The 20,044-nt window shown below is 35.8% G+C and carries 16 protein-coding genes; 10 read left to right on the plus strand and 6 right to left on the minus strand.

All coding sequences use genetic code 11. The features are described from left to right. Nucleotides 1–6: 6 nt before the first annotated feature. Both gabT and KIP84_RS01035 read left to right on the plus strand, forming a co-directional pair. The gene (gene gabT / locus KIP84_RS01030; protein ID WP_004705036.1) at nucleotides 7–1,299 is read left to right on the plus strand and encodes a 4-aminobutyrate--2-oxoglutarate transaminase; all 1,293 of its coding nucleotides are present in this window, start codon (nucleotides 7–9) and stop codon (nucleotides 1,297–1,299) included. Beyond that, the gene (locus KIP84_RS01035; protein ID WP_069030029.1) at nucleotides 1,296–2,744 is read left to right on the plus strand and encodes an NAD-dependent succinate-semialdehyde dehydrogenase; all 1,449 of its coding nucleotides are present in this window, start codon (nucleotides 1,296–1,298) and stop codon (nucleotides 2,742–2,744) included. The genes gabT and KIP84_RS01035 overlap by 4 nt, the downstream gene beginning before the upstream one ends. 102 nt (nucleotides 2,745–2,846) lie before the next feature. On the opposite strand, the gene KIP84_RS01040 is transcribed toward KIP84_RS01035, so the two are convergent. Both KIP84_RS01040 and ycaC read right to left on the minus strand, forming a co-directional pair. Beyond that, nucleotides 2,847–3,836: a LysR substrate-binding domain-containing protein gene (locus KIP84_RS01040; protein WP_213689166.1), complete on the minus strand. Its 990-nt coding sequence runs from the start codon at nucleotides 3,834–3,836 to the stop codon at nucleotides 2,847–2,849. A gap of 6 nt (nucleotides 3,837–3,842) precedes the next feature. Further along, nucleotides 3,843–4,469: an isochorismate family cysteine hydrolase YcaC gene (gene ycaC, locus KIP84_RS01045; protein ID WP_002052204.1), complete on the minus strand. Its 627-nt coding sequence runs from the start codon at nucleotides 4,467–4,469 to the stop codon at nucleotides 3,843–3,845. 277 nt (nucleotides 4,470–4,746) lie between these two features. Here ycaC and KIP84_RS01050 point away from each other — a divergent pair, with 277 nt between their 5' ends. The 6 genes from KIP84_RS01050 (at nucleotide 4,747) to KIP84_RS01075 (ending at nucleotide 12,069) form a co-directional block, all read left to right on the plus strand. Continuing rightward, nucleotides 4,747–5,619, plus strand: a complete 873-nt coding sequence (locus KIP84_RS01050; protein ID WP_213689167.1) for a pirin family protein — start codon at nucleotides 4,747–4,749, stop codon at nucleotides 5,617–5,619. A 440-nt stretch (nucleotides 5,620–6,059) separates the two neighbouring features. Continuing rightward, the gene (locus KIP84_RS01055; RefSeq protein ID WP_044423929.1) at nucleotides 6,060–7,358 is read left to right on the plus strand and encodes an FAD-dependent oxidoreductase; all 1,299 of its coding nucleotides are present in this window, start codon (nucleotides 6,060–6,062) and stop codon (nucleotides 7,356–7,358) included. Nucleotides 7,359–7,362: 4 nt separating this feature from the next. Continuing rightward, complete coding sequence (locus tag KIP84_RS01060; protein ID WP_032057187.1) at nucleotides 7,363–8,190, plus strand: class I SAM-dependent methyltransferase; 828 nt, start codon at nucleotides 7,363–7,365, stop codon at nucleotides 8,188–8,190. A gap of 8 nt (nucleotides 8,191–8,198) precedes the next feature. Further along, entirely contained in the window at nucleotides 8,199–8,621 is a 423-nt protein-coding gene (locus tag KIP84_RS01065; RefSeq protein ID WP_005066916.1) for a GFA family protein, read from the plus strand. Between the two features lie 1,473 nt (nucleotides 8,622–10,094). Next, the gene (locus tag KIP84_RS01070; protein WP_213689168.1) at nucleotides 10,095–11,333 is read left to right on the plus strand and encodes an AAA family ATPase; all 1,239 of its coding nucleotides are present in this window, start codon (nucleotides 10,095–10,097) and stop codon (nucleotides 11,331–11,333) included. Further along, complete coding sequence (locus KIP84_RS01075) at nucleotides 11,326–12,069, plus strand: hypothetical protein (RefSeq protein WP_150967269.1); 744 nt, start codon at nucleotides 11,326–11,328, stop codon at nucleotides 12,067–12,069. The genes KIP84_RS01070 and KIP84_RS01075 overlap by 8 nt, the downstream gene beginning before the upstream one ends. Nucleotides 12,070–12,346: 277 nt before the next feature. Here the strand turns inward: KIP84_RS01075 and KIP84_RS01080 are convergent, their stop codons facing one another. Together KIP84_RS01080 and KIP84_RS01085 are read right to left on the minus strand one after the other, a co-directional pair. Beyond that, nucleotides 12,347–13,636: an SEFIR domain-containing protein gene (locus tag KIP84_RS01080; protein ID WP_213689169.1), complete on the minus strand. Its 1,290-nt coding sequence runs from the start codon at nucleotides 13,634–13,636 to the stop codon at nucleotides 12,347–12,349. A 285-nt stretch (nucleotides 13,637–13,921) separates the two neighbouring features. Further along, the gene (locus tag KIP84_RS01085) at nucleotides 13,922–14,413 is read right to left on the minus strand and encodes a YfbU family protein (RefSeq protein WP_150967273.1); all 492 of its coding nucleotides are present in this window, start codon (nucleotides 14,411–14,413) and stop codon (nucleotides 13,922–13,924) included. Between the two features lie 178 nt (nucleotides 14,414–14,591). Here KIP84_RS01085 and KIP84_RS01090 point away from each other — a divergent pair, with 178 nt between their 5' ends. Together KIP84_RS01090 and KIP84_RS01095 are read left to right on the plus strand one after the other, a co-directional pair. Then, on the plus strand, nucleotides 14,592–14,993 hold the full coding sequence (locus tag KIP84_RS01090; protein ID WP_150967275.1) for a hypothetical protein: 402 nt from the start codon (nucleotides 14,592–14,594) through the stop codon (nucleotides 14,991–14,993). Between the two features lie 292 nt (nucleotides 14,994–15,285). After that, nucleotides 15,286–16,380, plus strand: coding sequence for a DUF2235 domain-containing protein (locus tag KIP84_RS01095; RefSeq protein ID WP_213689170.1), 1,095 nt, complete (start codon nucleotides 15,286–15,288; stop codon nucleotides 16,378–16,380). A gap of 87 nt (nucleotides 16,381–16,467) precedes the next feature. Here the strand turns inward: KIP84_RS01095 and KIP84_RS01100 are convergent, their stop codons facing one another. Further along, nucleotides 16,468–18,588, minus strand: a complete 2,121-nt coding sequence (locus KIP84_RS01100; protein ID WP_213689171.1) for a DEAD/DEAH box helicase — start codon at nucleotides 18,586–18,588, stop codon at nucleotides 16,468–16,470. A gap of 70 nt (nucleotides 18,589–18,658) precedes the next feature. Beyond that, nucleotides 18,659–19,855: a site-specific integrase gene (locus KIP84_RS01105; RefSeq protein WP_213689172.1), complete on the minus strand. Its 1,197-nt coding sequence runs from the start codon at nucleotides 19,853–19,855 to the stop codon at nucleotides 18,659–18,661. Between the last annotated feature and the right edge of the window lie 189 nt (nucleotides 19,856–20,044).

Consider the following 20,044-nt stretch of genomic DNA (forward strand, 5'->3'; position numbering starts at 1 on the left):
AATCAAATGGATAATCAACATTCTGCACTTAACGCACGTAAACAGCAAGCAACTCCACGTGGTGTAGGCGTGATGTGTCAGTGGTATGCGGAAAAAGCTGAAAATGCCACGCTTTGGGACAAGGAAGGCAACCAATTTATCGACTTTGCTGGTGGTATCGCGGTTTTAAATACGGGCCATCGCCACCCTAAAGTGATTGCAGCAGTAACTGAACAACTTACTAAATTTACGCACACTGCCTATCAAGTAACACCTTATGAAAGCTATGTGGCTTTGGCTGAACGTATTAATGAGCGTGCGCCAATTGCTGGTCCTGCGAAGTCAGCGTTTTTCACAACAGGTGCAGAAGCAGTTGAAAATGCGGTGAAGATTGCTCGCTCTTATACAGGTCGTCACGGCATTATTACTTTTGGTAACGGTTTCCACGGTCGTTCATTTATGACTATGGCAATGACAGGTAAAACCGCACCTTACAAACGTGATTTCGGTGTAATGCCAGCGGGTGTATTCCACGCACGTTACCCTGTACCTGCTAAAGGTATTTCAGTAGATGCAGCGATCGAAAGCGTTGAAGATATTTTCAGTGAAGATATTGCACCGCATGATGTTGCAGCAATTGTACTTGAGCCAGTACAAGGTGAAGGCGGTTTCAATGTGGTACCAGCTGAGTTCTTAAAACGTTTACGCGCAATTTGCGATAAGCACGGCATTTTACTTGTGGCTGACGAAGTTCAATCTGGTTTTGCGCGTACTGGTAAATTGTTTGCAATGAACTATTACGAGACTAAAGCAGACCTTATCACGATGGCGAAAAGCTTAGGTGGCGGTTTCCCTATTTCGGGTGTTGTAGGCCGTGCAGAAGTGATGGATGCACCAAACCCAGGTGGTCTAGGCGGTACATACGCAGGTAGCCCGATTGCGGTTGCAGCTGCGCACGCGGTAATTGATGCGATTGAAGAAGAAAACTTATGCGACCGTGCAAATGAATTAGGTGCAGAGTTGGTTGCTACCCTTAAAGATATTCAACAAGCAACAGGCGACGTCGTAACTGATATTCGTGCTTTAGGTTCAATGGTTGCAGTAGAGCTTGAAACGGCTGAACAAGCAAAAGTTGTACAAAACTATGCAATGGAAAACGGGTTGTTACTTCTTACTTGTGGTAAATACGGTAATGTAATTCGTTTCTTATATCCATTAACCATTCCTGCTGAACAATTCCGCCAAGGTCTTGATATCTTGAAACAAGGTTTTGCAACTCTAAAAGCAGGTAGTGCAAAAGCAATGGAGCAATCTGCATGATTCAAAATAATTTGCAGTATTTATTAAAACATCCTGATATTTCATTAGAAGCACCTGCATCAAATGACTATATCGAGGTGAATGATGCTGCTACGGGTGAAACTTTGGCATGGGTGAAAACCTATGACCGTGCAGGGGTTGAAGCCGCAATTAACCGTTCGGCAAAAGCGCAAGCTGCTTGGAAAAAGCAAACTGCCTTGGCGCGTGCTGATGTGCTATTGGCATGGTACAACCTCATGCTAGAGCACAAAGAAAATCTGGCACAGATTTTAACGGCTGAACAAGGTAAACCATTGGCAGAAGCACGTGGTGAAATTGGTTATGCAGCATCATTTATTCGCTGGTTTGCCGAGCAAGCGCGTCGTATTGATGGTGAAGTTTTAACACCTACGTTGCCAAACCAACGTCTGCTCGTGATTAAACAAGCAATTGGTGTTACTGCTGCAATTACGCCGTGGAACTTCCCTGCTGCCATGATTACGCGTAAAGCAGGTCCAGCGATTGCTGCGGGTTGTTCAATGTTGGTTAAACCAGCAGAGCAAACGCCGTTAACTGCCTATGCACTTGAAGTATTGGCGTTACAGGCAGGTTTACCAGCAGATGTTTTAATTAACATTAGTGGTGATGCGGTTGAAGTCGGCAAAACCCTATGCGAAAGCGATATTGTTCGTAAGTTAAGCTTCACAGGTTCAACCCAAGTTGGTCGTATTTTGATGCAACAATGTGCGCCAACCATTAAAAAGCTTTCACTTGAACTCGGTGGTAATGCACCAGTTGTGGTATTTGACGATGCTAACCTTGAACAAGCTGTTCAGGGCATTATGGCAAGTAAATATCGCAACAGTGGTCAGACTTGTGTTTGCGCTAACCGTATTTATGTTCAAGATGGCATTTACGATGCTTTGGCAGACCGTTTGGTTGAAGCTGTGTCTAAGCTTAAAGTTGGCGATGGCCGTCAAGAAGGTTCAACTCAAGGGCCTTTAATTGATGAAGATGCGATTGCAAAAGTTCAGTCTCATATTGCAGATGCAACTGAGAAAGGCGCGACAATTCGTATTGGTGGTCAGCGTTCAGCACTTGGCGGTACATTCTTTGAACCGACTGTGTTAACTGGCGTAACGCAAGACATGAAAGTGTCTAAAGAAGAAACTTTTGGTCCGCTTGCACCGCTATTCCGCTTTAAAACTGAAGATGAAGCAGTGGCAATGGCGAACGATACCGAGTTCGGTTTAGCTGCTTATTTATTTACTCAAAGTACAGCGCGTCAATGGCGTGTGGGTGAAGCACTTGAGTACGGTATGGTCGGCATTAACACAGGTGCAATTTCAAATGAAGTTGCTCCGTTTGGTGGCGTAAAACAATCAGGTCTAGGCCGTGAAGGTTCAAAATTCGGCATCGAAGAATATGTCGAGATGAAATACCTTTGCGTAGACTTATCTGAGTAAGGAATAAAGCGAGTTCGTTTTGTTCTTAACGAAAACATACAGTTATGCTGTATGTGATGTTTCACAAAAAACCGGTCATGCCCATTCATGACCGGTTTTTATTTAAGTTGGCAGATATCCTTCATGGCTTTCGGGTAAACGCCTAAGTTCATCAATCAGTGTTTCAATGAGTTTTTCGACCACAAGGCGTTGGCCTTTTCTAGACACATAAACCAGTTGAAGCATGCCAATATTTGACTTCCAGTCAGGAAGAATATGAACAAGTGTGCCTTTACGAATTTCCGATTCAACAGTTAAAAAGGGAAGGTCGGCAATGCCTAAACCGTCCATCACAGCATAGTAGACACCTGCCAAGTCATTACTTTTGATTCGTGGTTGATAAGGCACATCAACCGATTCGCCGTTACGAATATTGCATAAATGCCAAATAGGGTTTTGTTTTTGAGTACCTAAGCTAATACTTGGAAAGTCCTGTAATTCTGAATAATGCTCAATAATACGGCCTTGCAGTAATTCAGGCGAAGCCACTAGACAGTGATCGGTTTTAATCACATCACGAACAATTAAATTTGAATCTTCATTTGGTTCAAAATTGGTCCGAATCGCGAGATCGATATCATCATGCAAAATATCTACCCGACGGCTGGTCAACTCAAGAGCAATCTCAACTTTTGGATAGGTTTTTAAAAACTGATTTAAAATTTTTCTAATTTGAAAATGCATCATTAAAGGTGGGCAGCTTACTTTTACTAACCCTTGAGGTTCACTTTTTTGCTTTAACAAAACGTTTTCTGCACATTCAACTTGAGCAATGACTTTGCAGCATTCTTCATAGAACTCTTGGCCTAGATCGGTCACTTTAAAATGGCGGGTTGTTCTTTGAATCAGGCTGACATTAAATTTATTTTCAAGGTCAATAATGCGTCGGCTGAGCTTAGATTTACTAATATTTTCGGCTTCACTAGCCGCACTAAAACCGCCGTGTTTTACGACCAAATAAAAATAATAAAAATCATCAAAAGAGCTTATCAATGTCCGATCAATCCATTTAAATTTAAGATTAGAGCGCTTAAGGCACTCTAATCTTGGCAATAGAACTTATTTTTGTGAGGTATTAAAGCTATAGCTGGTCATCAGGTTGCGATAATCAGGAATATGATTTGAGAAGAGTGCACCTAGACCTTCCACATCATTACGCCAGTCGCGGTGTAACTCACACGCCATACCAAACCAAGTCATCAGCTGAGCACCTGCTTTTGACATACGGTCCCAAGCAGCATCACGCGTTAATTCGTTGAAAGTACCAGAAGCATCTGTAATCACAAACACTTCAAAACCTTCTGCGAGTGCAGATAAAGCTGGGAATGCCACACAAACCTCAGTCACTACCCCTGCAATAATCAGTTGTTTTTTACCTGTCGCTTTGACAGCTTTTACGAAGTCTTCATTGTCCCAAGCGTTAATTTGACCAGGACGTGGAATAAAAGGTGCATCTGGGAAAAGTTCTTTTAATTCTGGAACTAAAGGACCATTTGGACCGTTTTCAAAACTAGTGGTAAGAATAGTTGGTAAATTAAAATATTTAGCAGCATCAGCAAGTGCTAATACATTGTTTTTAAATTTATCTGGGTCGATATCTCGAACTAAAGAAAGTAAACCTGCTTGATGGTCAACTAAAAGAACCGCAGCATTATCCTTGTCTAAACGCACGTAATCTTGAGCCATTTTTTATGTCCTCGTGTTATCAAAATAAATAATCAAAAATTATTGAGTAGGTCGTTATTGCCTAAAATTATGCTAGTTGAGTTTTATGTCGTGATTAAGTCTAAAAAATAGGATTAAGAATTTTAAAAATAGGACGATCTTAAAAAGAGCACATTAAATTCTATGATTGTCTCATAGATGAAATAATGTGTTGCTAATCCTGATCTATAAACTGCAATTATTGAGGCGTAAAATCAATACCAGTTCAAGAAAATCCTACATATATAGGAGAGATCAGATGAAGAAATTTCTTGGTGCATATCAAAATAACCACATGCATTGGGTGGGTGATGGTTTCCCTGTATATAACCTATTCTCTTATGACCGTTTAGGCCAAACCCTAAGCCCATTTTTGCTACTCGATTATGCAGCGCCTTATACATTCTCGCCAACAACTGAACAGCAAGGTGTAGGTTCACATCCTCACCGTGGCTTTGAGACAGTGACCATCGCCTACCAAGGTGAAGTAACTCATAAAGATTCAAGCGGCGGCGGCGGAACCATTAAAACTGGTGATGTGCAATGGATGACTGCGGGTGCAGGCGTGTTGCATGAAGAGTTCCATTCTCCTGAATTTGCAGAGCATGGTGGTCTGTTTGAAATGGTACAATTGTGGGTAAATTTACCTGCTCATTCAAAAATGACGCCTGGAAAATACCAAGCGATTGAAGCTAAAGATATTCCAGACATTGCACTAGACGAACAAGGTAGTCATTTGCGCGTAATTGCAGGTGAATATGCAGATGCAAAAGGTGCTGCAACTACATTTAGTCCATTAAATGTATGGGACGGTAAATTGGTTAAAGCCCAAAAACATACCCTCTATGTACCTGAAGGTCACACCACGCTTGTTGTAATATTAGATGGCGCGGTTGTGGTTAATGATGCAAATCGTCTGGAAGGTAAAACCGTTGCGATTTTATCTCGTGAGGGTGTTGAGTTTAGTTTAAATGCAGAAGAAGACACTAAATTCTTAGTGTTGACTGGACAACCACTCAATGAACCAATCGAAGGTTATGGTCCATTCGTCATGAATACCAAAGCTGAGATTATGGAAGCGATTAATGATTTTAATCGTGGAAAATTCGGTTCAATCATGCAAGAAGCATAAATTGCCGAATTGCATTTGAATAACCTCTAAAAACAAAGTAATAAAAAGCCCGCTATCAAGTGTGAATAGCGGGCTTTTTCGCTGTAAAGATTCTGTTTTTATGATGGTTTTCATTGTTGTTGCGGCATTGTTTTATGTGATTTGCTTCTCATTATTATGACTTAATAATATATTAAAAAAAGATTCTTGTAAAACAAATGATATAAAAATAGTTAAATTATCTTATTTTATTTAAAAGATTTTTTTTAAATTTTCAAAAAATATAAGGTTTTATCGGCTTCTCTGATTTTGTAAAAAAATATAAAAACTTGATCTGCTTAGCAGCTAAATATTTTCTATATAAATTGATGCAAAAAATAAAAATCTGGTAGTTTTTAATACGGTGTTTTTTTGGGGTATGAGTGATAATCAAAAAAATTCTCGAAAAATGGGACATCATTTTGAATATCGCAATTATTGGCAGTGGAATGGCAGGGCTTGCGGCAGCAAGAATTCTGAAAGATGCAGGGCATACGATCACGATATTTGAAGCACTTCCTGGCCGGGGAATGGATAGCCATAGCATTGAGTTCGATGGTGGAATTATTGATGCACCGCTACGTGTGATGAATCCTCACTTATGGAAAAATACACTCAGCCTTGCTGCTCATTTAGGCATTAAAACTTTCCCAGTTCGTACTTATATGTCATGTAGCTGGTTATTCGAAGATCGTACGGAAACATGGTTAACGACATCTCGTAGCCGTATTGGTAATTTCCCGATTATTAATAACCGTAAAGGCATTCAGCAATATGGCTGGCGTCTTGTGAAAGGGATGTTGCAATTAAAAACTGCGATTCACCAGTTTTTCAAATCTAAAAATCAAGATATTACCCTCGCTGAATTTATTAATCAGAACGATATTGAGGAAGTATTCTGGCATGGTGTGGTCATGCCGGTACTTTATACAATTTGTACGTGTAATCCAAAAACAATTGGCGATTGGCCTGCAAAAAACTTACTTGAGTTTTTACGTCACTTAACTGATGGCGACATGTTGTTGCGCATGAAAGGTGGCACACCAGCATTTGTAGATAGCTTGATTAAAGGCATCGATATCCATAGCGGATCGGCAATTAAGAAAGTTGAGCAACAAGGCGAAAAAGTACTGGTTGAAAACAGCCAAGGTGAACAGAACTTATTTGATCGAGTAATTGTTGCAACGCCAACGTCTAAAATTGATGAGTTTTTAAACCCTGAACAGTTTGCAGAAGATATGAACTTGCTTAAGCAATTCCGCTTTGAACAAGGTGATCTTGTGATTCATACCGATGCGACCGTTATGCCACCACGCCGTAAGGACTGGTCAGTGCTGAGCTACATGATGGACCGTAAGTTTACGCGTCAGCAATTTACAGTTTGGATGAATGCGGTTGAACCAACACTCGTAGGTAAAAATCCTGTATTCCAGACTTGGCGTCCAGTGGTTGATATCGACCCTAAAAAAGTTATTTCAAAAGTGACTTTAACGCGTGCGGTTGTAGACTCACAAACAGTTGCTTTAAACAAAGAATTGCAACAACGTCATTTAGACCCAAACCGTAAAGTATTCTACTGTGGTTCATGGTCGTGCGATGGCTTGCCAATTTTAGAGTCAGCAGTTACTTCTGCCATGCATATTGCTGAAATTTTAGGTGCACCTTTACCATTTGTAGGCTTAAAACCTAAGGTGGAAGTTGCCCCAGAACTCGGCTACTAAAATTGTGAAAACAAAAGTTCGAGCAGCTCTCTCTCGATTTATTCCTCATAAATATGCAATTGATGCATCAAGTTTAGGGGATGATCAAGAGCTTGCTTGGACAAATTTGGGTTTTTGGAAAAACACTCAAAACTACCGTGAAGCTTGTTGCCAATTGGCTGACCATTTGGCACAAGCTGTCAATTTAAATTCAAAAGATTATCTCTTAGATTTAGGATGCGGACAGGGTGCAAGTTTGTTGCACTGGTTACAGCATTATCAGCCTAAAAGCCTCAGTGCAGTTGACTTACAAGCCCAATGTGTTCATAAAATTCAAAAACTTATTCCCGAAATAAGCCAGATTTTTTGTGGTTCATTTTTAAATTTAAAACAATTTGAATTTAAACAATGCTTCGATGTGGTGATGTGTATTGATGCCGCTTATCACAGCAATTTAAATTCATTTCTAGATTCCATCGCTCCAGTTTTAAATTCAAAAGGACGATTAGGTTTTCACTATCTAATGCGTGCCGATTCATGTCAAAACATGACCGCTCTACAAGAACAAAAGCATCGTTATTTACTCAAAGCAGCAAATGTCGCTTGGGATGCTGTGCCAAATGAAAAAATGCTGAGAACTACCTTGGAACAACAAGGTTTTGTCGATATTCAAATTGAAGATTTATCTGAGCAAGTGTTACTCGGTTTTTCGCAATATATTCAAAATCAACAAGGACAAAAGCAAAGCCGAGGATTGGCAAATTTTAAAATTCAAATGACTGCAAAGTTATGCCAACAACTCTACCAAAATGGATATGTACGTTATATTCAAATCACAGCAATAAAAAAATAGGATGAGCTATGTCAGCCAAATATCAAGGATCGTGTTTATGTGGAGCTGTGAGCTACCAAAGTGAAGCAGAACCACGTTATAGCTTTAATTGCCACTGTCGGGATTGCCAAAAGGCCACAGGTTCGGCATATGCACCAATTGCTTTTTTTCACCAATCTGAATTGAAAGTAAGTGGTGAGCTGAAATATTTTGAGACTTTGGGATCTTCTGGCCGAGCTATTAAAAGAGCGTTTTGCCCGACGTGTGGTTCTCAGCTTTTTGGCTTACCTGAAATTGCGCCTGAAATGATTTCAATACGTGCAGGTACTTTGGATGACCCGAGTCTCTATCAGCCTAGAGCAGAGGTGTTTGTGAGCCAAGCCTATGCATGGGATACGTTGAACCCAAACCTTAAACATTTTGAAAAAATGATAGAGAAGAGCAAGAAATAAAGCTTAATTAAAAAAGCCAAATATCCCTAAAATAATCACTAAAGTAAGGCTACCAATAGCTAGAAATAATATAGTTTTTCTATATTTTAGCTGCGGCATTTTACTTACAATGAAAATAAGGCAGGCGAGTATGAGCGCTAAGGGCTGAAAAATATTTGATGGCAAAGTAAACATCTCGTTCCTTGTTATTTTAAATTTATTTTAGAAATAAAGTAATAATCTCATTATATCGTCTTCTTATTTAATTGACGAACAGAACTTGTTTATAAATTCATATTTTTATTTCAATGATAGTAAATCAAGTTTTAAATTTAAAAGAACCATGTACGCTTTTTCGTACATACATTCGGGAAATTGGCGTCTTTTTATGACGTGATGAATTGCCTATGATGAACTCATCAGGAACAGGAAGTTCCGAAACGTAAAACAACAATAATAAGTTTAAGCATCAGGACGTGAGGTATTACAGGAAGTGTATCTAGTAACGAAATACGAAAAAAGCCCAACAGGATGTTGGGCTTTTTTCATTTCTTATTAACGAATTTCTTTACCACCTAAGGCGGCACAGTCAAAAGGTCTATTCCAAAACCTACAGACAACAAAAAACCCCATAAATCAAATATTCATGAGGTTTAATGATGGTGCCGGCACACGGATTCGAACTGTGGACCTACTGATTACAAGTACGAGCAAGTTACTATATTTTTTATAATAAAAACAATGTATTGAGTGTATTAGTTGATAAGAAGCTCAATGGATTCAAGGAGACCGTGGTACTGTTACTAAGACGTTGAAAATTAAAGGAGTAGGTTGGTGGATACCAAAATTTCTTGTAAATCGATAATGGCTAAGTAGAAGAAAAATAATAGGCATAACTAATGATAGACCATCACCAGACCATATCTTTTCCGACTTAGAGTTGATAGACCGTAAACAGAAAATTGAAGAAAAATAATGCATTCCACAGAATACCGTAGTGGACCTTGATTAAAGCGTAGAGCTATTGCTGAAGATAAGCTAGTACCGTTGTTTTGTTTTTTACCTTCAAATAGAAATACAGTGAGTTCAACTTGATCAAATTTTTGTAGATAGGGAGGAGTAAAATGAGGAGTACGTGATTTATTTTTTCTTTTATATGAATTTCTCCCCCTAAATTTTACTATTTTTTCATAATTTTCAAAGGAATTTTGATATTTCTAATGCGGAAAATATTTTCCGCATTTGTATTCTCTGCTCTCCGAGCGATTGATGTTTGAATTCTCTACGATCAGAGAATACAAATGAAAAAGGAATACTATTATAAATAGATTATTATTTATCAAGTGATCCACCTTATGAACTATTCTGTAAGTTTATAGATTCAACTTTTTCACCTAATAGTTGCTTTTTAAAAAGCTTGTAAGTAGAACTTCAATATAATATTTTAAAAAATATAGGTTTCTCCTATAAAAATTTTATTTTCTTGGAAATTGAATGATTAATTATTATCTAAGAGCATTTCATGCCGAAAATTTTAGACAGTTCTCAAAAATATCTATGACTTTTGGAAAAAATTTTAACTTCATTACAGGCCCAAATGGATGTGGTAAAAGTGGGATACTTACAGGTATCCATCATTGTCTATCTTATGATTGGAGTTCTAGTCGATTAAATAACAATACAAGTTTCTATGTTCAGATAGAAATGGAAGATAAAATAATTTTCTCGGGACTAGGAAAAAATTCATTTAATAGCAGAAATACTTATCGTCAAAATAGTTTGGATAATTGGACAACACCTGAGGTGGATGTTAGTGGAGTAGATAAAAACTATTCAATAATTACTCCTAATAATAATGAAATTATGCCTTTATTTCTGGGGACTAAACGATCAATAGATTATCAGAGAATAGAAGGGGCTCGTAGGGAGGAGGACGTACAGCAGTCTGTTCAGAAATATCGGAGTCATAGTCTAGAAAGCAATAGTAGTAATGTGAAGCAATGGTTTATTAATAGATATTTTTTTATTGACAAAGAGTGGGCTGTAGAAGAGAAATTAAATTGGAATGTTTTAATGGAAAATCTTCCAAAGCTTGCTCCTTTTGATAGTGACTTTAAGTACATAAGAACCGAAAGGGATCTTGAACCAATTTTTTCACTTTATGGTCAAGAATGTTATTTAGAGGAGCTTTCTGCGGGGTTTCAAGCAATATTTTCTATTATTGCAAATATTATTGAGTGGATTGAAGCGACTAACCCTATAGGTCATAAAGATATCCAAAAAGCTGTTGGAACTGTTTTAATAGATGAGTTAGATCTACATTTGCATCCTGAATGGCAGTTTAGTATTAGGGACGGTTTAGAAGCTATTTTTCAAAACTTACAATTTATCGTAACAACACACTCACCTCATTTACTTTCTTCTGCAAAAGAAGGTGAGGTTATAGTTATGACTAGAACAAATGATGTAATGGAGTATGAGTTTACTCCAAGTAGTAAGCGTTATTCTGGTTGGAATACTGATCAGATTTTAGAAGATGTTATGGGTGTTAAAAGCTTAAATAACAAAGATTATGAGCAATTAGTTAATCAGGCATTAGATGCATACGAGCAACGGAATAAAGCTGAATTAATAGGCTTAATTCAAAGATTAAAAGATATCGCGCATTCTAATGACACTATTGTACAGGTATTAGAGATTCGGCTTGCTTCACTGGAGTTAGTCAATGATTAAACTAGAAAGACCTACCAATGTACCTCAAATTTTACAAGATAAGGCGGAAGAATGGACTAATAATTTATTGGAATTAGTTAAGGAGTATGGAACTTATGAAAAAATCCCTCTAAAACTAAAAAATGCAGCTATAAAACATTATCGCCATCAAGATATTAAAGATATTCTTTTTGAAAGTGCTTATCGGAAATGTGCCTTTTGTGAAGGTTTTCCAGAAGATAATGGAAATATAGAGGTTGAACATTTTCATCCTAAATCTTCTTACCCTCATGAAACTTTTTTATGGGAAAATCTTTTACCTTGCTGTCGTAAATGCAATAGTGCAAAAGATGCGCATGACACAAAAGAAAAAGTTATTATTAATCCTTATATTAATAACCCAGAAGAACATTTAGCCGTTAGCTTTATGAGGATAATTGGAAAGGATGAAATAGGGGTGAGAACAATAGAAGTATGCGGTCTTCAAGGTACTAGGCTTTATCGTCCATATTCTGAGTTATTAGTTCAATTTTGTCAGTACGAAGATGACTTATCTGAAGCTTTAAAAGTATATAGCCTTAAGGAAACGGCTACTACAAAAAAAAATCAATTAAATAAAATCATTGAATCAATTGAAAGATTAGAGGGGCTTATGAATAGAAAGTCTAAATATTCTTTTTTTTGTAAAAGTTTTATTTTATCAAGTGAATCTTATCATGCAGCAAAGGAGTTAATAAGTAATTCTTTAAAAGATTAGGGAATAATTTATAAAATTAAAATATATCAAGTAATAGTGATTTTTATTTAATTAAAATCTTTATTTGATGGATTTTAAGCCCAATCTTATTAGACTGGGCTTTGATCTTTTACATAGTGGAGATAACTTCTTCCTTGCCAGAGAAGCTAGAATAAGTGTCTTCAGTTATAGTTTTATGGCAGTCAAAAACTTTCACATAACTACAGAAACTTTGGACTTTTATATAATTTTAAAACATTTTAGCTTTCTAATTTTAAGAAAATAAATAAGACCTATCCTATTTCTTTTTTTGTTTCTTTGTTTTTTTTACCTCTTTTGCTTTACGTTTCCTTTTCTCGACAGATTTCTTTTCCTTCAAGCTCTTAAAAGTGATTAGTTTTTTTCTAAGTTTACGAGTATCAATAGTATGTAAAGCCGCATGATCAAGGCTTTTAGGATTCTCTGCTTTTAGTTCGCTTAATGTTTTAATATTTATATCTTTTTTTATAATTGCATTTTCTAAGTCAATATGTTCCTCAGGTATATCAAGTTTTAATTGCGAAGAATATAAAGAAGGGTTCGTGTTTAAATCCAATTTTTCTTTCATATTAGTCAAATAAAAAAATTTTTTTTCATTGAACACTTCTATAAACTTTTTAACATTATCGCCATTTTTAGGATGTAACTCTAAAACCCTATTTATTCCCATGAAGACTGTTGATTCATCGCTTAAGTCTATACTAGGTTCTTGAGACTTAATTCTGGCAGACATTTCATTTAGATACTCCTCATTAGGACCTATAAGCATTTTATAGTGAAAAGGATTTAAAGGATCTATATCTCTTATAATAGTAAGCCTTATATGGTTTTTAATATCATTATTGCCAAGATTTTTATTTAATTCGTCAAAGATTTGTTTTCCTATTTTAGGTTTCCTGAAACCTAAACCAATTATAGCAAATTCTTCTTTATTTTCATCGTAACCAAAACTAAATGCTACTCCGCACCAATGTGCCTTATCCCAGAGTTCTAAATTGATCAAATTAGTAATGAAAAGATTTTTTCGTGATCGAGGTTGAAGAGGTAAATTATCTTCAATATTATTGGGTTGTTGTCCTAGTTCTGGCCTAATTGAAGCACTTTGTCCCAATAATCTTTTGACTAACTTTTCTTTTAAATTAGGGTTGCTTATATCGTAGTGAGTATAGGGTTTCAATGAATCTAATATATATTCACTATTTTCTTTTCCAAAATATATGGGAATATATTTAGTATTATTAAAGGCATTTTCATAAACTTTTTGAAGAATATGTAATGTTTCCCATTTTGAACCTAATCCACTTTTAGGATCTTGTACAAACTCTTTACTTCTTTCATAATAGGTTTGAGTTCCTAGAATTAAAACGAAATCAGCCTGATCTATTTGTGAAGCCATCCATAAAGGCCAACCTTGGGGAGGAGCCTCTTCATATTGATCAATTTCAGCATCAATACCTCTAAAACGAAGATAGTTAGAAAACTCTAAAATATCATCTGCTAGTTTTTTATCTGCATGGGCATAACTAATAAAGACTTTAGGTGGGGTCATTACTGAAAAAGAAATAAGTGAAAGGTTAACTTGAGAATAAAGGAAAAAAATAGAAAAGAAAACTCAACTTTTCAAAGAGATAAAATTTCTAGTGCTATTTCTCATTATCTTTTTCTTCTATCACTAACAACGCGAATAATAAACATCACTAGAATAGACTAGCAAGATGCATGGATATCGGGAAAAGGTCAGGTCCATCCAATCGATGACCTGACATATAATCATAGAAGCAAAGAATAAAGGTCAAAAGCTTAATGAGAACTCTAGAAACAACTACTATTGAGATTATTTACCAAGGATTTCTATAATTTGTTCTTTTGATAATTCATATGGTTGCCCTAAGGTCTTCCAACGTTCAATCATCATTTTATATATGTGAGCTTTTCTAGAGTGAGAGTTTCGAATACCTTGCTCAATGATATCAACAAAACGATCATCTTTTTTCAATGCATCCACGAAACCGATCAGCTGATATTCACTATTCCCATCAAATCCTCCAAATCTTGTATCTTGTTGAGAGATACCAGATTTATCAATTAGCCGTTCATAACTATGATGAATAGTATCGTAGAGATCTAGAATATCAACGACTAGATCTGCTTGTTCATCCTCTAAATTTGGATATAAAGATTCGAAAGTTTGATCATATAGCCATTTGTGGCCATTTCTAAGTTGGTCTGATAATCTCAGTAAGACATCATCATCTTTTAATGTACCTAAAATTTCATATTGATTTGCTAAGAATAAGCGCTCTTTATCTGTTAATTCAATTTCCATGTTTTTACCTTATAATATGTCATGAACTATATTTATTGGTATGATAGGTACATAAATCAAGATAAATTTATAAAAATTATTTGGTTACAATTAGTATTTATGAAAGTTTTATAGTCTCCTTTAAATAAAAAATTTCAATCTCATATCCAATATTCAATTTAATAAATTAGGAACTATTATGAAATATCAGGATATCTTAAATATTTTAAGAGAAGGTAATTCTTTTGAGTGGTTGTACTTTGATAGTTTAGGGGTATTTACATATAAAAATGATGTTAATCTAAGAATTGTCCGTAGTCGAGATGAACGTAATACATCATTTAATGAACCTTGGGCAGTAGATCATCCAGACCGAAATGCAACAAGAGTATTTTTCACAGTCTATTATGGTCAATCTCCTGTATATGAAAAAATGTTTGTTGATGTTGATGGCTATCGTGCGACCTTACCTCTTCCTGATTTGACCACAAGGCAAGTACCATTCTTAGAGTATCAGTTTGCATCTATTATTAATGGTAGCCATGGTAATCGATTAGATGAATATTTAAGAAGATCGGGGTTGACGGTCAAAGAGGAGTAAGCTTTATAGTAGTCTAGGAAAGTCACGGTCATCACGATACAGATGGCCTGACATAAGTAATAGTCAAAAGCTGATAATTAATAAGAATATTTGAATAGAAATATATCCATAGACCTAAAATTTCTTTGGGGACTATTTATCCTTATAGAATATTTTTATCATCACTTTTATTTTTTGTAATATATAAATTTAATAAATTGAAATCAGTATGTTAGATCAGTAAAAACAATTTCCATATAAAAAAATATAATAAATAATGGAATTACAATAACTTCATTATGAGAGAAGAATTATGAAAAAAATTATTATATGCATTGATGGGACATGGAATAAACCAAATGGGGAGGATACAAGGAAGGATACGAATGTTTGTAAAATATCAAAACTTATTATTGATGACGGTAACAATCAGATTGTTAAATATTTAGAGGGTGTTGGAACATCAAAGTACCCGTGGGTTAATTGGTTTGAAGGTTATTCTGGAACTGGTACTACTGAAAGAATACTTGAAGCATATGAATGGTTGATATCAAATTATCATTTAGGTGATGAGATATTTTTGTTTGGCTTTAGTAGGGGAGCCTTTGCTGTACGTAGTTTAGGTGGATTAATTCGACAAGTAGGTATTCTTAAAAAAGAATATGCTATAAAACATGGAAATGAATTTAATCCTAAGATTAAAGAAGCCTATGATATGTATAGAAACAGAGATGATGAAAATCATCCTGATAGCGAAATTGCTAAAGATTTCCGAAAAAAATATTCATTTGAAGATCGGACTAAAATAAAGTTTATTGGTGTATGGGATACTGTTGGAGCTTTGGGTAATCCAGTTTTACCTAACTTACTGATTAGTAAATACAGTAAATTCCATGATACAACCTTATCCTCTATCGTTGAGCATGCATATCAAGCTATAGCTATCTGTGAGCGCAGATGGCTTTTTCAACCATGTTTATGGGAACGGCCTGCTGATTTAGAAAATGATAACCAAGTATTAAAACAATGCTGGTTCATAGGAGCACATGCAAACATTGGAGGCGGATATATTGAGGAAGGGCTTTCAAATAGAACACTAAAATGGATGATAGATAATGCTAAAACTGCTGGACTGAAATTTGATGATCTCAAAGTGAGTAAAATTAATATGGATAGTGATTTAATGGTAAGAGATGAGACTTATAAAGCACTCCATTATAAATTTAAGGCCAGAGATCGAGTGATTGGAGAAAAAGATAATGATAAGTCAATTATCCGTAATGAGTTTATACATGATGATGTATTACCTATGATGAAAGGACTCATTAAGCTTAAATGGTTAGATCCTAAATATAAACCAAGAGCCTTATTAGAGTATTTGAAGAGTAAAGGTATAGATTTTTCATAATTTTTTCCCACAACTCAATATAATTCTTAATTATTTGAGCTGATAGATAGAGAAGAAATGGCACATTCGGTGCCATTTTTCATAAGATTAATCACTATCATCTAATAATTCATCCTCATAACCTGTACGAGCGTTATACCTTATATTGTTAATCGTAATGAATTTTTTCTGCCTAACTGAAACATCATAAAAGCTATAGCCAAACGCTGTTAGGTTTAAGAATTTAATTTTCTTATGCTTGTAATGTTTCTTGTCATTAAAAATCTTTACGTGACAATACTTCTTAAGAAAATTGATAGATTTCCCGTCTTGGAAAAGGATCGAATCATCATCAAAAACTTCAATGTACTGAGACGGATACTTTCTTAGTGTTTCAAGAATAGGCTTTGTGTTAGCAAGTCTTTGAAGTGCTGTATTCATTAGCTGCGTAATATCATAATAGCTATGAGTTTTATTTCTAAAATCTTTTCGATCAAAAGCTTTTCGTAAGTGTTGGATGACGCTGAGGACTATAGGATTATTTTCATATTCATGAGCTATCTTAATAACCTGATTTGTTCTATTTGCTACAAGGCTTTCTTGTACATCTTTTAGATTATCTAACTTTTCTGAAAGAATCATGGCTTCATCAAAAATACCTTTATAGATAGGCTCCTCTTGTATCTCATAGTAAATACTGTCGTCATCAAAGATTGAATCCTCTATTTTTTCTCTTAGATTTTTAAAGCCTTTAGTAGTTCTTAGGCACTCAAAAAATAGACCTATAACTTTTGGAATACCTTCTTCACGACGATCTTTCAACGTTTTCTCACTCTGTTCAAAAGCATTCCTTATTGCTTCAGGAATTACTCCATCTGAACTGATGATCTTGACTGTTCCATTTGGTAAAAGCTGTAATAGCCGATATTTAAGATAATTGAGATTGCTATAGCATTGCTGAATATCTAATCGATAGAAGCGAGCCACGATACTTGCTGTATTGTGCCTGATGATATTGTTATCTGACCAAAACCCTTTACATTCGATGAGGTCGGTTGTAAGACCATTCATGATTTGGGTTTTATCAATTTTAGTATTAATAATATCCGAAAATTCTTTGAACTTTTCTTTATCTAATGAAAGTTCTATGCCATGTAAAAAAGCAATCAGTCCCATATAATTACTTTTATTCGATTTTCTATATTTTGCAAATAGCCTCTCGCAATTAGTTTCATAATCATCAATTGGGCTGGGTAAGTGAATATATACAGGTGGTGTTGCTGTCCGTAATCGCCCAATGAATTGCACAATTTCTTCTGGATGAGCATTGTTGCCAATAATATGGACACTATCGACCTCATCATTGCTATTTTTTAGGTTAATTGCCTCATCTAATATAGAAGTACAAATAACTACATCAAATTCAGTGTTAATACGCTCAAGACTCAATAAATCCATACAGCTATGACTAGTAATCTGCTCACGATTAATCAGCTGGGTTTTATATCCTTTTTGCTCATACATCTCTTTGACTTGATTGGCTAACTTGATGTCATTAATACGTGCAATGACTACCTTTTTCACATTTTGTTTGCGATTTTTTTCTAAACGTTTTTGTACTTCCCATATCCATGAGAGAGGTTCTGCCGTTTGAGGATTAATAATCCTGATACTTCTTTTATTATTAGATATTTTTGAAAAACTATAAAAGTGACTGATTTGAATATCTAATTTTTCAAAAAGATACTTGGTTAATGTAGCCGTTAAAAAGAGTACATGATCAAATTTTTGAGATTGAATGATATGCAGAATGGATTGAATAGCCTGTTCCCTATAGTAGCCTACAGCATATAGTTTTTGAGCTTCATCTACGACGATGACAGCATCCTTTGATAAGTGAGGAGCGAATTTAGAAAATTGATCGTAGGTCATTACCAAATGTTTTTTGGTAATCGACTTAATTTCATCTTTAGGTATATTTTTCTTACCATGAATAAAAACGAACCGATCACTTTGATATAGCTCTTCTAGCTGTTTTACCTGTGCGACTAAAGGGCATAAGAGAATAACTTGCTTCGACTCTGATAAGGTTTCTAATACATAGGAGCTTTTGCCTGTTCCAGTACCTCCAACAATTAAAGTATTTCCATGTAGTAGTGCTGGGATTTCATCAGCAATAAACTGCTTAGAATTAAGATGAAATTCTATTGGTTTAGGTAAATTTGACATAAAAAATCCTCTGGATATGCCTGTAAGGGCATATCCATTCAAAATTTAAAATAAGGGAGAAGGGGTTTAACTAAGCGACATTCGCCGTTGGTGTGGTTTGACTACATTGAGCACGAATGGCAGCAGCTACATCCTCTGATGCTTGTTTCAATGTGCTGGACTGTAAATGTGCATAGCGTTGGGTAGTCTGTGGTGATGCATGACCCAATAAATGTTGTACGACATATAGGCTTTGGCCACTGTTCACGGCCAAACTGGCAAAGTTATGTCTTAAGTCATGGATTCGGATATTCCGAATTGAGGCAGCTTTCATGATACGTTGAAAGGTCTTTCGCATATCGTTAAACGGTTGACCTGTCATCGGGTTCGCAAAAATAAATACATGCTGCCGTGATAATGAATGCAGTATCGCTAGTGCATCCTGATTCAAAGTAATGCGTCGAGCCTTTCCAGACTTGTTTTCACCTAAAAGCCAAACCCCTGTAGTGAGATCAACATCAGTCCACTTCATGTCCATTGCTTCACGCTTACGTACTCCTGTAAGCAGTAAAAACTTGACGATAGCGACAATAATCAAGTTGTCTATGCCATGCTGATGCGGTGCATTCAACACCTCCATTAAACGCTTGATCTCTTGAGTATTGAGATAACGCTCAATTTGATTGTTTTCTTTAAACTTGGATACCTTGCTTACAGGATTAACCTGTATCAAGTCATGATTAATTGCCATGTTGAACATGACAGAGAGCAGTGCCCGAACCCGATTGATCGAGGCATTCGTTAAGCCTTTTGAGCGAAGTTCGGTCAATAGCTTATTGAGCATTCCAGCATTGATATCCTGAAACGAATAATCTCCAAAGGCTGGCAAAATATGCATCCGTAATTTTGCCTCATCATCCTTATAAGACTTTTTACGCATCTCAGCACTGGGCATATAGATCGTTAAAGCAAACTCACGTAATGTATTTGCAGGTTTTACCTCATCTTCGAATGGCGCTAGGCCTTGAGCGATTCGTTGATGAAATCCCTGCATTTGAGAGATCAGTTTCTCTAAGTTTTGATCAAAATCAGCATGAGAAAATGTACCTAAGCTTTTTGAGGCTTTCTTACCTTGAAAGGTTAAACGAGCTAGAGTACGTACATGTTGTGCAGTAACCACAAAGCGTAATCCAATCACTTTTAGGTCTGGACGATACTTGCGAATATCGAATTCTTTACCCGATTCAAATTGATTGAGCTGAGTATTTTTCTCTAAAAACTTTACCATTTTTTGGTCCTTCTATTGATGTGCCAAAAAAATAATATTTGTTTAAAAAATATTTAAAAAACCAAGGCTTAACTTTTTTATTTAAAGCTTTTTTAGCGATCTTGATTGTTCAATTAGGCAAAAATAAAGCGCACTAGCTCCTGATCGTAAGACCAAGTATTCATTACTTACAGAAAAAGTGCGCTGAGG

This window comes from Acinetobacter sp. BHS4 (genome assembly GCF_018454425.1).
Taxonomy (GTDB): domain Bacteria; phylum Pseudomonadota; class Gammaproteobacteria; order Pseudomonadales; family Moraxellaceae; genus Acinetobacter; species Acinetobacter pittii.